Below are 14,751 nucleotides of genomic sequence, written 5' to 3' on the forward strand. Positions count from 1 at the left end.
AGTCCCTGCAGCCCTGACCTTCCCGTTACTACCGAGTTGAGCGACGCGTCGTGTCTTCCGACAGCCCCCAGTCCGCAGAATCCCTTCGAACCTCCCAGCGCCGGGCCCGTTGGTACCACCCGCTGACCCAGTACAACTACCGCCTCTACATGGGGATGTCCCTCGCAGGCAGCATGGGCGTCTGGATGCAGCGCCTGGCCCAGGACTGGCTGGTCCTGCAGCTGACCGGCAGCCCGGCCGCGGTAGGCATAGCCGTTGCGTTGCAGTTCCTGCCGATGCTGATCATCGGCCCGCTCAGCGGCCTGTTGGTGGATATGTTCCCCAAGCGCCGCATCATGATGGTGTGCCAATCTGTAATCGTCCTGCTCGCTGCGGGACTCGCGGCCTCCGCCGCCACCGGGAATATCACCGTGTGGATGGTCTACGGAAGCTGCATCGCACTGGGTGTCACCTCCGCGATTGACGGTCCGGCCAGGACGGTGTTCGTCAACGAAGTGGTGGGCGACGCCGGACTCCGTCCCGCCATTGGCCTCAACAACGCCATCGGGCAGCTGGGTGCCATGGCAGGGCCCGCGCTGGGCGGACTGGTGATCGCCTACGCCGGATCCGCCGCCGCCTTCGCGTCCAACGCCCTCCTGGGCCTGCTCGTTCTCGGCATGATCGCCGCCATCCGGCCCGCCCTCCTGCATGCGAACGCCCCGGCTGCCCGCGGACGCGGCCAGCTCCTGGCCGGATTCCGGTACGTGCGGGACAGGCCGTCGCTGTTGTTGATTATTGTCCTGGCCGGGCTGCTTGGTGCCTTTGGCATGAACGGTCCTGTGGTGCTGGCGGCGTTCGCGGAACGCATTTGGCATAACGGTGTTGAAGGTTTCGGCATGTTCAACACCGTCAGTGCCGTCGGCGCCCTGGCCGGCGCCCTGCTCGCTGCACGGCTGCGGACGTTCGGCCGGAAGGGGATCGTGGCCGCCGCCGGCCTGTTCGGCCTCGCACAGCTGGTGGCCGCGCTCATGCCAAACCTGCTCCTCTTCACCGGGATGCTGGTGGTGGTGGGGCTGATGACGCTCCTCTTCCTGACCAGCGCCGCTACCGCCGTTCAGCTCGAGGCCGGACCGGAGGTCCGGGGGAGGGTGATGGCGCTCTACCTCCCGCTCCTGCTCGGTGGCCACGCCTTGGGCGGACTGCTGGCTGGCTGGCTCACCGAAGAGTTCGGCGTGCGGACCGGCCTGGTTGTCACCGGCGCCCTGGGAATGCTCTCGGCCGCGGTCATCGGTTTTCTCCTCTGGCTGAACTCGCGCCGCGCACGGCACTGAACTTCCGCCGCACCGCCGTTGAACTCCCGCGCCCGGCACTGACGCGCGCATGGCACTGAACTTCCGCGTCGCCGTCGGTGCACTCCCGCAACGCCCGGCACTGAACTTCCGCCGCACCGGCGCTGATCTGACCTGTGAGCAAAAGTAACTTTGTGTGAGTTCTTGACCTGTGGCACGGCTCACACCTAAGCTGCCAGAAAGCGCTTTCTCATATCGTCGCTTTCCGCCAGACCAGAGGACATCGAATGCTCTTTCGCGCCCGAAAATCCACCCTCCCCAAGACCGCGGCTGTCCTTGCAGCCCTGGCACTGGCCCTGACCGGCTGCAGCGGCAGCTCACCGGCGGCGTCGGATGGACCGGTAACCCTACGCTTCAGCTGGTGGGGATCTGATGTTCGGCACAAGATGACACAGCAGCTCATCGAAGCCTTCGAAGCAGAAAACCCCACCATCGATATCCAGGGCGAGTACGGCGACTGGTCCGGTTATTGGGACAAGCTGGCCACCCAGGTTGCCTCCCAGGACGCGCCCGACATCATCCAGATGGACGCGCAGTATCTGGGCGAATACGCTGATCGCGGCGCTCTGTTGGAGCTGAAGGACGTGGATCTGTCCAAGTTCGACCAGGCCGCAGCCGACGCCGGTAAAACAGCGGACGGTCAGTTCGCGGTGACGGCCGGCATGAACGCCCTGGTGGTCCTGGCCAATCCCTCGCTGTTGTCAGCCAGCGGGGTGTCACTGCCGGACGACTCGAGCTGGACCTGGGAGGACTACCGGAAGAGTGCCGCGGACATCACCGGCAAGAGCAAGGAAGGTGTCTACGGCTCGGGCGCCATCACCGGAGACGCATCGTTCAACCTTTGGCTGCGCCAGCACGGGAAATCCCTTTTCACGAACGACGGCGGCCTGGGCTTTGATGAGGCGGACGCCACCGGGTATTTCGAAATGCAGGCCGGACTGCGGGACGCCAAAGCCGTACCGCCCGCGTCGGTGATGACCGAAGATGCCAGCGCATCACTGGACCAGCAAGGCCTTGCAACGAACCGCGTAGCCATGGGATGGGTGTGGTCCAATCAGCTGGGCGCCCTGACAAAGGCTTCAGGCCAGGCGTTGGAAATCCGCCGGCCGCCGAGCGTGGAAGGCGATGCGGCGAAGGCTGAGCAGTTCTACAAGGCATCGCAATTCTGGTCCGCCAGTTCCCGGACGAAGCACCCGGCCGAGGTCCAGAAGTTCATCGACTTCCTGGCCAACAGCGTGAAAGCCGGCGAAATCGCGCTGGCAGACCGCGGCATCCCGGGCAACTCGGAAGTGCGCGCGGCCGTAGCTCCGAAACTGACCCCTACCGACGCGCTGACGGCAAAGTTCATTGACGACATCGCCGACGAAGTGGGTGAGGCCCCGGCCGTGCCTCCGGCAGGATCCAGCCCGGTGTCAGAAGTCCTGACCCGGTACGCCACCGAAGTGCACTTCAGCCGCATCTCCCCACAGGAAGCGGCAAAGAAGTCCATCGAAGAGCTCAAGGGTTCCCTCACCTGATCGGGGCGGACCCCCGGGCGGCTGGACAACCAGACAGCCACATCATGCCGAAATGAACGACGCCGGGTGCGAACCGCACCCGGCGTCGTTCGCCTTGGGGAAGCTGCCAGGGGAGGCGGCACGGGAGGTTGCAGGGGAGGCCGTCAGGATGCGTCGGACGGCGTGAAGGTCCAGGTTCCACTATGGATCCTGAAGTCCCGCGAACGCACATCGGACCGCTCCGTCGTCGGTCCTTCCACTCCGTAGTTCCCGTCCGGAAGCCGGACCGTGGCGCTGACGCCGGCGGGAACCGTGCACTCCAGGTGGATTCCTTCAGGGCTACGCCGCCAGCTGACAAGGGCATGCCCGTTCGGCAGAGGGACACTGCCGGTGGCATGTTCCAGCCGGCACACCGGCGGTTCGATCAGGAGTTCACGGCCACCCGGGACCGTAGTCCGCACCCCGAGCAGGTGCTCCAGGATTTCTTTCACCACGGACGCGGACCACGCGTGGGACTGGCTGTAGTCCGTGCCGTCCACCAGTTCCCAGGCTTCCCAGGTGAAGCTGGCGCCCTGATCGAGGAGCCGTGCCCAGCCGTGCTGGCCCGGGTTGGTGAGCAGGTCCAGGACTGCATCGGTCAAACCGGCGGTGAGGAGCGCCCGCACCAGCCGGTGGACGGTCATGGGTCCCTGCCGCATTCCCTGGTCCGCGATCCTCTGGGCATCGGCCGCCGCATTAGCCGGATCGGTGATTCCGAGTGACAACGGGAAGGACGTGGCGTGCTGGGAGCTGTGCCTGCTCGGTGTTCCGTCAGCATGCAGACCGTCCACCATCACCCCGTCAATCCTCAGGAGGGAACGGATGCTTTCCGCGAGGGCGCTGGCGCGGCCGGCGTACCGGACAGCCGCATCCTCGTGCCCGGCCAGGCTGCAGAGCCGGGCCGTGGAAATGAGCGCCGAATACGCCTGCGCGTTCACGGTGGTCTTGGCAGCGCAGTCCATGTCGTAACCGAAGCGTCCTGGTGCCGGCCAGTCCACGATGCCGTGCAGGTACGGGCCGGAGCCGCCGCCCAATTCGGTGACCAGTCCCGCCGTCGGGCCTTCCGTGGCGAGGTAACGCAGCGCGTAGTCGGCAGTGTTGCACAGGTGCGGAAGCAGGTCCCGGATCAGGGCCAGGTCACCGGTCCGCAGGTGGTATTCCTCCGCCCACTCCGGCATCATGAGCGAGAAGTCGGGGATGTCCCGTTTCCCGTCGCCGTTGGGGTAGACCGCGTTGTAGCGCCCCAGGTCCTCGCCGTCGGTCCAGTACCGCCCTGCGGACCAGCCAAATTCCCGCAGCGCCTGCGCGGTGTAGGCGTGCTCCCCGAACAGCGCCATGGTGGCGTACGAGATATTGACGGCGTCGCCAAGGAACTGGCCCTTTTCCCGGGTGGGGGTGTCCACGAACTGCTCCTGCACGCCGTAGAGGGCGGAATCGCGCAGCAGCCTGAACACCGCATCCAGCGTGGCATCGGAACTGGCGAAGCTTCCTTCCTGGGGATGCCCGCCATGCACTACAACGGCTCCCACCCGCGAAAGGTCCGCCGCTTCCACCCCGGGGATTTCCAGGTACCGGAACCCGAGATGGACGGTGGTGCGGAATTCCTGCTGTCCGTCGGCCTGGGTGTACGGGAAGGACATGTCCGTGTTCTGGCTGGCGGTCTTGCGAGTGTCCACCCTGCCGCCGTCGTCCAGAACGTAACCGGCCCGGATCATCAGGGTCCGGCCGGCCACGCCGTTGAGGAAGTCCACTTCCGGACGTGCCGGAATGACCTGGCCGAAGTCCGCCACCAGGGTGCCGTCGGCTGCCGTGAGGAAGGCCTTCGGCGCTACAAAGGTCTCGGCCAGGGACGTACGCCGGGGGTGTAGCGCCGGAAAGGCGGCCACGGGGTGGGCGCCCTGGCTGAGGGCGGGCAGCCAGTCGTGGACGGCAATCAACGCAGCCGTCCACTGCCCGTCGAGGTGCTCCACGGGATCGCCCTCGTCGTTGCGGTAGCCCGATTGGCGGTAGGGCGCCTCCCCGGCTGTCCAGTCCGTTCCGGAACCGAAGACCTCGCGGCGGCCGTCCGTATAGTCCACGCTGAGCCGGACCAGCAGCCCGGGAACGCCGGCGGCTCTGCCCTGGCCGGGACCGTACCAGTGCAGCAGGGCTGTCAGCGGAACCGCGGTTGGCAGGAGTACCTCCGTTGGCGAGGGTGTGAAGGCGCTGAGCTGCGCGGTGACATCGGCGGCGTCGTAATATCCCTCCCCGGGGTACCCGAAGGAGGTGATGCTGAGGCAGGTGGTGCCGTCCACGGCAAGCTGGGCATGATGGCTCGCCGCGGCGAAAAGACGGGCCCGGGCAACCGTGCCCGTGAGCCGGACAGTAGTGCGGAAGAGCGTCCACTCGTCGGGCTGCCGGAGGGTGGTGGTCTGCGTCCACCTGCGGAGGAATCCGCGGGCTTTCTCCGGCAGGCCGTCGAACCGGTGGTCCAGCAGCACCCTGCCGCCAGCCGGAGCCGGGGTGATCACGCGCAGGGAGGCATACTCTGCCTGGCTCCGGGGGCCCTGGTGCAGTGCCAGCTGACCTTGGAACCCCGGGTCGGCAGGCTCCGCCACGGTGAGCAGGTCGACGCCGTCGAGGCTGACAGTGATGGTGCCGCCGTCATCGTCAACAGCCAGGTCATGCCAGGAACCGGGGACCAGGTCCTTGCCGGGCAGCCGCTCCTGAGCGGCCTGGACAGTCTGTTCAAGCTGGGCGCTGGCAAGCACCTCGGTGTCCGGAGCCGCGGCAGCGGGAATTTCCCAGGCCGGGGCGCGCCGCAGGACGACGTTGCCTGCTGAATTCAGTTCCAGCAGAAGCCCGGTTCCGGGGCCGGTGCTGCGCAGGAGCAGTCCGGCCCAGCCCATCACCGGCTTGAGGCGGGCTTCCACCCTGACTTCGCGGACCGGAGCGCAGGGGAGTGGCAGGAAGGGGGAGCCTGCCACCCGCAGGGCGCCGTCCAGGATATCCAGGGGAGCCCGGCCGCCCGGTGCACGATGAATCCAATCGGCGGCCCACCCGTTGTGCGAGAGCCCGGTGCTGAAGTGGCCGGGCCCGGACCAGGATCCTTGACGGCCGGCGGAGTCACGCACCCGGACCCGCCAGCTGTAGTCCGCGTCTTCGGCCAGATCAGGGCCGAGGTACGGGACGTTGGCTTGCAGTCCGGAAGGGACTGGCCCGGAGCACCAGACCTCCGTCCCGGCCGTGTCCTCGACGGCAATCTCGTAGCCGGTCTGCCGGGCAGCGGCAGGGTCAGCGCCATCCGGCTGGGTCAGTTGCCAGCCGAAGACTGGCTTGAGGGATGCCGTCAGGCAGTTGGTGAGGCCGTCGGTCAGCAGACCTGCAGCGGTCAGCGCGCCCACGGAAGGCCCAGTTCCTTGAAGGTGGCATGCTCACGCGTGGCCCGCTCCAAGGCGTCTTCAATCCCCACGACGACGGCGTGGGCGGCATCGCCCTCGCCGACCCACTGGACGTACTCGCTGCCGATCAGTGCCGGCAGCGGTGCGGTCCGGATGGCTTCCAGCACCAGCATGAAGGCTCCGCTGTCCAGAAGGGGGCTGATCAGGCGGGTGCCGTCCAGGCGGTGGGCAATCAGGTTCCCGGTGAGATCGTCCCGGCCGAAAAGCTGCTCACTCTGTCCCTCTGCGGTGGTGACGGTCAGGCGGTCCTCGGTGTAATGGAACACCGCCTGGCCTTCGGAGCCCTGCAGCGTCACATATGGCTCCACCGACTCGGTGGCGCAGATGGTGAGTGCGCAGGTGACCGGCAGCCCGGCGGCGGTGCGTATCCGGATGACCGAGGTGTCATCGGATTCGATGTCGTTGGCGCGGTAAAGGTCTGTCTCCACCGACGCGACGTCGGCCATGGTGCGGGCACCGGCGATCCGCAGGGCAGTTGCCACTGCGTGGGCCAGCGGATTGGTTGCCACGCCGTCAACCACGTCAACGCCGTCGATGCTCCGTTTTCCGGCCCAGCGGGACCGCTTGTAGTAGGCCCTGTCGCGGACCCACCGGCCCGTGGCCGAGATGCCTTGCAGCGTGCCGATGGCACCGCTGGCCACCAGTTCCTCAATGGCCGCCAGTGCATGTGATCCGAGGCTTTGGAAGCCGATCTGGACGCTCCGCCCGGACTTCCGGGCAGCCTCGCAGAGGGTGTTGAAGTCCGCCAGGGACGCCACCGGCGGCTTTTCGAGATAGAGGTCAGCCGCGGTGGCCAGGGCGGCCAGGCCAAGCGGGGCATGGGTCTGGATGGGGGTGGCCACGATGATCACGTCAGGGTCCGGAGTGGCGGCCAGGAGTTCGGTGAGCCCGGGATAAACGGCGGCTGTTGCCGGCACGGATCCGGGGGCCGGCGGCTGGGGATCGGCCACTGCCACGAGCTCGACGACGCCGGCCGCCTGCAGCCGCTCAAGGTTGCGCAGGTGGTGGGTGCCGAAGCCGTGGACGCCGACCAGCGCGACGCGCGCCGTGCCGCCTTCCGCTTCCACTGGTGTGGCCTGGACAGGATCTGCGCCGAGGGTCTGTGACTCGGCGTCGGTGCCGGCTGGCGTTCCCATGGGTCTCCGTTTCTGCCCGCAGGCACAAGAATCTTTGGCTCCGGCCGGAAGGGACCGCGGCGCAGAAGACAGCTGAGGCGGGTTTCTGAAGCGACAGTAGCCGCGCCTCCAGGTGCATGCCCTGGCGTCAGCATACCCGGCTCGGCAAGCGCTTTCCATACCCAGTGTGGACCATGCCCGCCGACTGCGTCCAGTAATGTAACGATTCAAATTTTCACTTGACGTGTCCGTCGCGAGGGGTCTAGGTTCTGAGAAACCGATTACTAACGTGACGCGGCCCACTTCTGGAACCGTTTCTGCAACGATGGAGAACCGAACGGAGCTTTGCCATGCTGACTGGAACTTTCAGCGCACGTGCCTACTCATTCTTCGACACCCTGCTGTGGATCGCTTGTTTGAACCTGCTCTGGATTCTCTTCACGCTCTTGGGCCTGGGCGTCCTGGGAGCTGGCCCGGCCACGGCGGCAGCCCAGATTCTGGTCAGGCGACGGTCCCGCGGCGAGGCCGCTCCGCTCCTGAAATCTTTCGCCCGGGAGTACCTGGCGAACTTCGCCCGTGCCAACGCACTGGCTTTGCCCGTGATGGCTGTGGCCGTTGTCCTGGTGATGAACTGGAACTACGCTTCACGCGCCGATGGCTTGATCTCTGAGCTCATGGCGGCCGGCACCTTTGTGGCAGCCCTCTTCCTGGCCGCCGTGGCCTGCTACCTGTTCCCGCTGTATGCCCGCTATGAACTCCCGGTGGCCCAGTATCTGATGACCTCGTCGCGCTTTGCGGTCCGTCACTTGGCCGGCACGGTCATCCTGTTGTTCGTCAGTGCCGCGGCCGTTTACGCCAGCCGGACACTGCCGGGGCTGGTCCCGTTTTTCAGCATCGGCGCCTGGCTGTACGTGACCGGCTGGCTGTGCGACCGTTTCTTCACCGCCAACGACGAGTCGGTGGCGGACCTGGCTCCATCCCCGGAGATGTCCGGCCTCCGCCCGATGCAGCAGGGGGCACCCGTTGCCTGAGCTTTCTGAGGGCCGGCTTTCTGACGGCCAGCTGTTTGACGGCGGCCTTCTCTATGGTGCCGCGGTCTATCCCGAGGTCCTCGACGCCGCCACCTTTGAGGCCGACGCTGCCCACATGGCCCGGCTGGGCATGAACACGGCCAGGCTGGGTGAGTTCATGTGGTCCGCCCTGGAACCGGACGACGGCGATATCCGCCTGGCCATCCTGGAACGGGCCCTCGACGTGCTGGGCACCAACGGAATAAAAGCCATCCTCTGCACCCCCACCGTGACGCCGCCCGTCTGGCTGACCCACGGCCACCCCGGACGCCTGCACCATACGGCCGAGGGCACCGCCCTGGGTCACGGCTCCAGGCAGCACATCTGCACGAACAACCCAGCTTTCCTCGAAAAGGCTGAACGGATCACGCAGGCCCTCGCAGTCGCCGTCGGGAACGACCACCGGGTGGTTGCCTGGCAGTTGGACAACGAGTTCAAGTCCCACGTGGGCGGCTGCCACTGCCCAACGTGCGCCGGGCTATGGGCCGAATGGCTCACCGCCAAGTACCAGGAGGTGGAGCTGCTCAACGAGGCGTGGCATTCCGCGGTCTGGAGTGAAACGTATCAAAGATTCGCCCAGGTGCCCCTTCCCGGTCCCACACCGTTTCTCCACAACACGTCGCTGGTCAATGATTTCAGGCTGTTCAGCCAAGAGAACATCAACCGGTTTGCCCGCGAACAGACGGACATCATCCGCACCCACAGCAGCCTGCCCGTGACGCACAACAGCGGCTTCGGCTTCGACCTGGACAATGCAGCACTCTTCGATGGCCTGGATTTCTCCAGCTTCGACACCTACCCCGCCGCGGACAACCATTCCGCATTCCTGATGAACCTGGACTATTTCCCGGGGCTGGCGAAGTCCCGGCGCACCGTCCTGATGGAGACCAGCCCCAGCCACGGCGGCTCTGTGCAGCATTACGGCGTGCCGCACCCTCACGGCTTCGTCGAAGCTGAGGCCTATGCCACCTACGCTTCAGGCTCCGCCGGATTCCTGTTCTGGCACTTCCGCCAGCACCGCGGCGGCAGCGAGCAGGCGCACGGCTCTGTAGTCAGCACTTGGGGCCAGCCCACCATCGGCTACACCAGCGCCGAGGCAATCGGCGCGATGCTTCCCGCCATGAAGCCACTGCTGGACCACAGCAGCCCGGCCCGGCCCGCTGTGGCCGTCCACTATTCGGACCATGCCAAGGCATTCCTGGCGGCAGAAGCGGGTGACGGTGCCGGCTACCGCGGCCTGATCTCCGCGTTCCACGCAGGACTGGTCCGGGCCGGTATCCAGCGGTCCCTGCTACCCGTGGAAGCCTCCCTCGCCGGCGTCCGTGTCCTGTTCACGCCGTTCGTCCACCACCTCCCGGTACAGGACCGGGAACGGATCCTTGACTGGGTCCACGCCGGCGGGACCTGGGTCTGCGGACCCGGCACCGGCGGCCGCACGGAACACCACACGTGGCACGCTGACTCCGCCCTCGGCGGGCTGGAAGCCGCCGCCGGCGTCGAATCCGTGTTCCAGTTCCCGGCCACCGGCTCAGGTTCCCGGGGCAGCATCCTGGGACACGACGTCGTCCTCTCCCGCATGAGCACTTTCTTCCGCCTGCCGGAAACTGAATCACCCCGCGCTGCCACCGCTCTGGGAACGGTCACCGCAGGTCCCGCGGAGGGCCTCGAGTTCGCCACCGAACGCCGGATCGGTGCGGGCCGGATGATCCTGCTGGGCGCCTACCCCGGCAACGGGGGACCGGACGACGACGGCGCGGCGCTTGCCGCCGTCGTCGAGCATGCGTGCGCCGGGGTACTGCCCACCGTGCGCACCGCCGGCGGCGCGGTGGCGGATTACCCGCGCTGGCGCAACGGCCGGCTTCAGCACTGGCTGGTCAACATGGGCGGTGAACCCGGCACGTTCACCCTGGCCCGTCCCGCGCGCAGGCTGCTGGCGAAGGAGGATCCCTCTTCCGCAACTGGCACCCGCCTGGGTCATCCCGCCATCACGCTGACCGCTGGCGTACACACCCTGGGGGCCTACGACTACGTGGTCCTGGAAGACATCAAAGAGGAGCGCTCACTGTGAAATGGCTTGAACAGGCACCCCGGATCGATACGGCTGTTTCCTATGGCCGGCCGTGGACCGAGGGCGAACTGGCGGCGACCAACGTGGCGGACATCCGGCTCGCCGATACCGCGCTGGTCCATGAGGCCAGGCCGCTGGCTTTCTGGCCCGACGGCAGCGTTAAGTGGACTGCCCACGCCGTGGTGGTTCCGGCCGGAACAGATGCAGGTGATCTGGAGCCGGTGCCCGCGACGGGCAGGGCCGCAGCCACCGCCGTGGCGCCCCGGCTGCTGGCCACCACCCGGGAAGGTGACGCCATCCGCGTGGACACCGGCGCTTTCGCCGTGTCGGTTCCGGGACCGGTCGGGAACACCGGGGACACCGGGAACACCGGGGACGCACTCACGGGCCCGTTTGTGGCACCGGACGGGAGGCAGCTCGGCGACGCGCTTCGCCTGGTGGTGAGTGCACCGGACACAGAAGTGAGCATTGAGTCCGCGGGCATCGAAACCCCAGGGGCTGTGCGGACTGTGATCCGGATTGAAGGATCGGTGACTGCGCGCGGAACGGAGTTGCTCCGGTTCATCATCCGTCTCGCCTTCTTCGCCGGCCAGCCCACCCTGCAGGTTACCCAGACCCTGCTGTTCCAGGACGCGGCAAAGGACCGGCTCATCAAGGGCATCGGGCTGCGGCTCGAGAGGGGCCTCAGCGGGGACCTGCTGAACCGCCGCGTCAGCATCGCGGGGGACACCGCTGTCTACACCGAACCCGTGCAGTCGCTCTACACGCGGCCGTTCAGCGGCGACAACCCTGACTATGCACGCCAACTGGCCGGCCAGGCAGTCCACGAGACACCTGGCACCGCGGCGCTGTTCGCCGTCGGCCGGCAGAACGCCGTGTGGTCCGCATTCCGGATCACGCAGGAATCGGAGGACTACTTCCGGCTGGAGAAGCAGACCGCCGCCAAGCTGCTGCCCGTCCGGATGGGCAAGGGCCACCGCAGCCAGGGCCTTTTGTATGCCGGCGACACCACCGGCGGGGTGGCAGTCACCCTGCGCGGGTTCTGGCAGAAGTTCCCCGCGGCCCTGGAAGTGGACGGTATGGCAGGGGATACCGCGTCCTTCACCGCGTGGTCCTGGGCCGAATCGGTGGAGCCCATGGACCTGCGCCATTACTCGGACGAATGCTTCGTGCCCAGCGCCTACGAAGGCTTCGACGAGCTGCGCTCCACCCCGGAAGGTGTAGCCAACACCTCGCACATTTCCTTTGACTTTGTTGAGGCTTCACCGTCCAACGGCTGGCTGTGGGAGCTCGCCAGCGAACGCCAACTGCCGGCCCAGCCGGTCTGCTCCCCGGAGCTCTACTACTCCTCGCGCGCTGCCGGGACCACATGGGGGCTCCCGGAGACGGTTCCGGCCGGGGCTGCGGTGGAACAGCGGCTCGACGGTTTGGTCGATTTCTACACGCAGGAGGTTGAGCAGCGCGGCTGGTACGGCTACTGGAACTTCGGCGACTTTATGCACAGCTATGACCAGTACCGCCACCAGTGGCGTTACGATCTGGGCGGCTTCGCCTGGGCCAACAACGAACTCGCGCCCAACATGTGGCTGTGGCAGTCCTTCCTGCGCACCGGAGATGCCCGGGCCTTCCGGCTCGCCGAGGCCATGACATGGCACAGCGCCGAGGTGGACCGGCACCACTTCGGCGAATACTCGCAGCTGGGCTCCCGGCATAACGTGGTCCACTGGGGATGCGGCTGCAAGGAGGTCCGGATCAGTATGGCCGGCCTGCACCGGTACTACTACTTCCTCACCGGCGACGAACGCATCGGGGAACTCCTCTCCGAGGTGCGCGACGCCGAACACGCCCTGGACCGGCTGGACCCCATGCGCGAGTTCTATGAGCGCACCCCGGAGCGGACCCACATCCGGATCGGCCCGGACTGGTCCGCGCTGGTCTCCAACTGGTTCAGCGAATATGAGCGCACCGGCGATCCCCAGTGGAAAGACCGGATCACCAAAGGCATCGGCCAGCTCGAGGCCATGCCGCACGGGCTGCTGTCCGGGCCCACCGTTGAGCTCGACGCCACAGCCCTGGACCTGCACCACATGTTTACCGGCACTGCGGGCGGCTTCCACATGATCATCGCCTTCGGTGCGCCGCAGGTCTGGCTGGAGGTAGCCGAGGCACTGGACCACGAAGGCTTCCGCCGTATGCTGGCCGATTTCGGCAGATTCTACGCTCTCCCGGAAGAGGAAAAGCAGCGCCTGACAGGCGGCGCCCTGGATGACGCCCACTTCAGCTGGCCGTCCATGGCCACGGGAATGATGGCCTACGGCGCCTGGTACTACCGGGACGAGGAACTGGCCGCCAAGGCGTGGGACATCCTGCTCGACAACGCCGGCGGCGGACTCTCCGCCCCCTTCGCCGAATCGCTGCAGCACGCACAGACCTGGCAGCCCGTCGTCGAACACCCCGCCATCTCCACCAACTGGGCCTCCCAATGGGCCCTCAACGCCACGCTCTGCCTGGAACTGATCGGCCCGCCGGGCAGTCCGCGCTGGGCCAACCACCCCCAAAAGCTGACCCGCACCGCCACCTGAACTGACCTGCACCAACTGAACTGACCTGCACCAACCGAACCAAACCGCCCCATTCAACCCCGAAGAAGTGGACAAGGAACACCATGATTAACAGAAAACTCAGCCTGGCCGCCGCCGTCGTGACCGCCACGGCCCTGACCCTGACCGCCTGCAGCGGCGGCGAAGCACCGGCCGCGGACCTGACCCAGGTCAGCATCATGGCCCCCTTCCTGGAGGCCCAGCCGCCTGGTGCCGATGGCGCCGTCCAGAAGAAGCTGGAAGAAATCACCGGCAAGGACGTCAACATCACGTGGACGCCCAACGCCTCCTACGAAGACAAAATGAACATCACCCTGGCCTCCTCCGAAATACCCCACGTCATGGTGGTGCAGAGCAAGTCGCCGGGATTCGTCAAGAACGCTGAAGCGGGTGCCTTCTGGGACCTGACCGACAAGCTGGACAACTACCCCAACCTGAAGACCACCTTCCCTGACATCCAGCAAAACGCGAGCATCAACGGCAAGGTCTTCGGCGTCTACCGCGGCCGGGCACCCATGCGCGCTGCCGTGATGTTCCGCCAGGACTGGCTGGACAAGGTGGGCATGGAAGCGCCCAGAACCACCGAGGACCTGTACAAGGTAGCAAAGGCCTTCACCGAACGGGATCCGGACGGCAACGGGCAGGACGATACCTGGGGCATCACCATCCCCAAGTGGGGTGCTTTGGGATCCAACAGCCCCTATGACCTGATCGAGGAATGGTACGGCGCCGGCAACCGCTGGACCGAGAAGGACGGCAAGCTCATCCCGAGCTTCGAAACCGAGGAATTCCTCGAGGCCAACCGCTTCGTCAAGAAGATGGTGGACGAAAAGCTCATCAACCCGGACTTCGCCACCTTCGACGGCACCAAGTGGAACGAACCGTTCTTCAACGGCAAGGGCGGCATCATTGTCGACGTCGACTCCCGGGTCAGCGTGCTGATCAACCTCTTCAAGCAGGCAGACCCCAACAACTTCGAAAACAAGGTCGGCTTTGTCGGAAACCTGGAAGGCCCCGACGGCGAACTGCACGCCCACCCCACCGACGGCTACTCCGGGTTCCTGGCAATCCCCAAATCCAGCGTCCGCACCGAAGCTGAGCTGACCAAGGTCCTGGAATTCATCAACACCCTGAACAGTAAGGACGCCGCAATACTCCTCAACAACGGTATTGAGGGCGTTAACTTCGCGCTGGAGGATGGCGCTGCTGCCCCGATCAAGCCGGAAACACCTGAGGGCAAGGCGGTGGCCACCGATATCAAGAGCTACGCGCAACTGGGAATGAACGTCGCCGGGAACGGCTTCTACCCGGTCAAGCAGGCTTCCGAGTACGAGCAGCAGGTCTTCGACAAGCGCGTTGAAGTGATGGCAGAGGATCTCAAGAGCGCCGTCTACAACCCGGCAGCACCCTACGTCTCGGCCACCTACGTGTCCAAGGGCGCCCAGTTGGACAACATCGTCGCTGACGCGCGGATCAAGTACCTGGCCGGCCAGATCGATGAGCAGGGCCTGAAGGACGCCATCAAGCTGTGGAACACCAGCGGTGGCGACAAGGTCAAGGAAGAGATCAACAAGCTCTGGCAGGACAACAAGTAG

General features: G+C 66.2%; 7 protein-coding genes and 1 pseudogene. 6 read left to right on the forward strand and 2 right to left on the reverse strand.

Annotated features, from left to right (window positions below; translation table 11 throughout):
• Positions 1 to 50: 50 nt before the first annotated feature.
• Both AC1MCA_RS14155 and AC1MCA_RS14160 read left to right on the forward strand, forming a co-directional pair.
• Entirely contained in the window at positions 51 to 1,310 is a 1,260-nt protein-coding gene (locus AC1MCA_RS14155) for an MFS transporter (protein ID WP_479798369.1), read from the forward strand.
• 245 nt (positions 1,311 to 1,555) lie between these two features.
• A complete protein-coding gene (locus AC1MCA_RS14160; protein ID WP_479798371.1) occupies positions 1,556 to 2,845 on the forward strand; it encodes an ABC transporter substrate-binding protein in 1,290 nt (429 codons plus the stop codon).
• 143 nt (positions 2,846 to 2,988) lie between these two features.
• Here the strand turns inward: AC1MCA_RS14160 and AC1MCA_RS14165 are convergent, their stop codons facing one another.
• Together AC1MCA_RS14165 and AC1MCA_RS14170 are read right to left on the reverse strand one after the other, a co-directional pair.
• Positions 2,989 to 6,246, reverse strand: coding sequence for a family 78 glycoside hydrolase catalytic domain (locus AC1MCA_RS14165; RefSeq protein ID WP_479798373.1), 3,258 nt, complete (start codon positions 6,244 to 6,246; stop codon positions 2,989 to 2,991).
• A pseudogene (locus AC1MCA_RS14170) lies at positions 6,237 to 7,439 on the reverse strand (Gfo/Idh/MocA family protein); the annotation flags it as partial. The pseudogene AC1MCA_RS14170 and the gene AC1MCA_RS14165, both read right to left, overlap by 10 nt.
• 329 nt (positions 7,440 to 7,768) lie before the next feature.
• On the opposite strand from AC1MCA_RS14170, the gene AC1MCA_RS14175 reads away from it, so the two are divergent.
• From AC1MCA_RS14175 to AC1MCA_RS14190, 4 genes are all read left to right on the forward strand, one after another.
• A complete protein-coding gene (locus AC1MCA_RS14175; protein WP_479798375.1) occupies positions 7,769 to 8,449 on the forward strand; it encodes a YesL family protein in 681 nt (226 codons plus the stop codon).
• The gene (locus AC1MCA_RS14180; RefSeq protein WP_479798377.1) at positions 8,442 to 10,556 is read left to right on the forward strand and encodes a beta-galactosidase; all 2,115 of its coding nucleotides are present in this window, start codon (positions 8,442 to 8,444) and stop codon (positions 10,554 to 10,556) included. Before AC1MCA_RS14175 ends, AC1MCA_RS14180 begins: the two co-directional genes overlap by 8 nt.
• Positions 10,553 to 13,138 carry an exo-rhamnogalacturonan lyase family protein gene (locus tag AC1MCA_RS14185; RefSeq protein WP_479798379.1) on the forward strand — a complete coding sequence of 862 codons (2,586 nt, stop codon included), beginning with the start codon at positions 10,553 to 10,555 and terminating at the stop codon, positions 13,136 to 13,138. Before AC1MCA_RS14180 ends, AC1MCA_RS14185 begins: the two co-directional genes overlap by 4 nt.
• Before the next feature lie 83 nt (positions 13,139 to 13,221).
• Positions 13,222 to 14,751: an extracellular solute-binding protein gene (locus tag AC1MCA_RS14190; protein ID WP_479798381.1), complete on the forward strand. Its 1,530-nt coding sequence runs from the start codon at positions 13,222 to 13,224 to the stop codon at positions 14,749 to 14,751.

This window comes from Arthrobacter sp. BK1 (assembly GCF_056680055.1).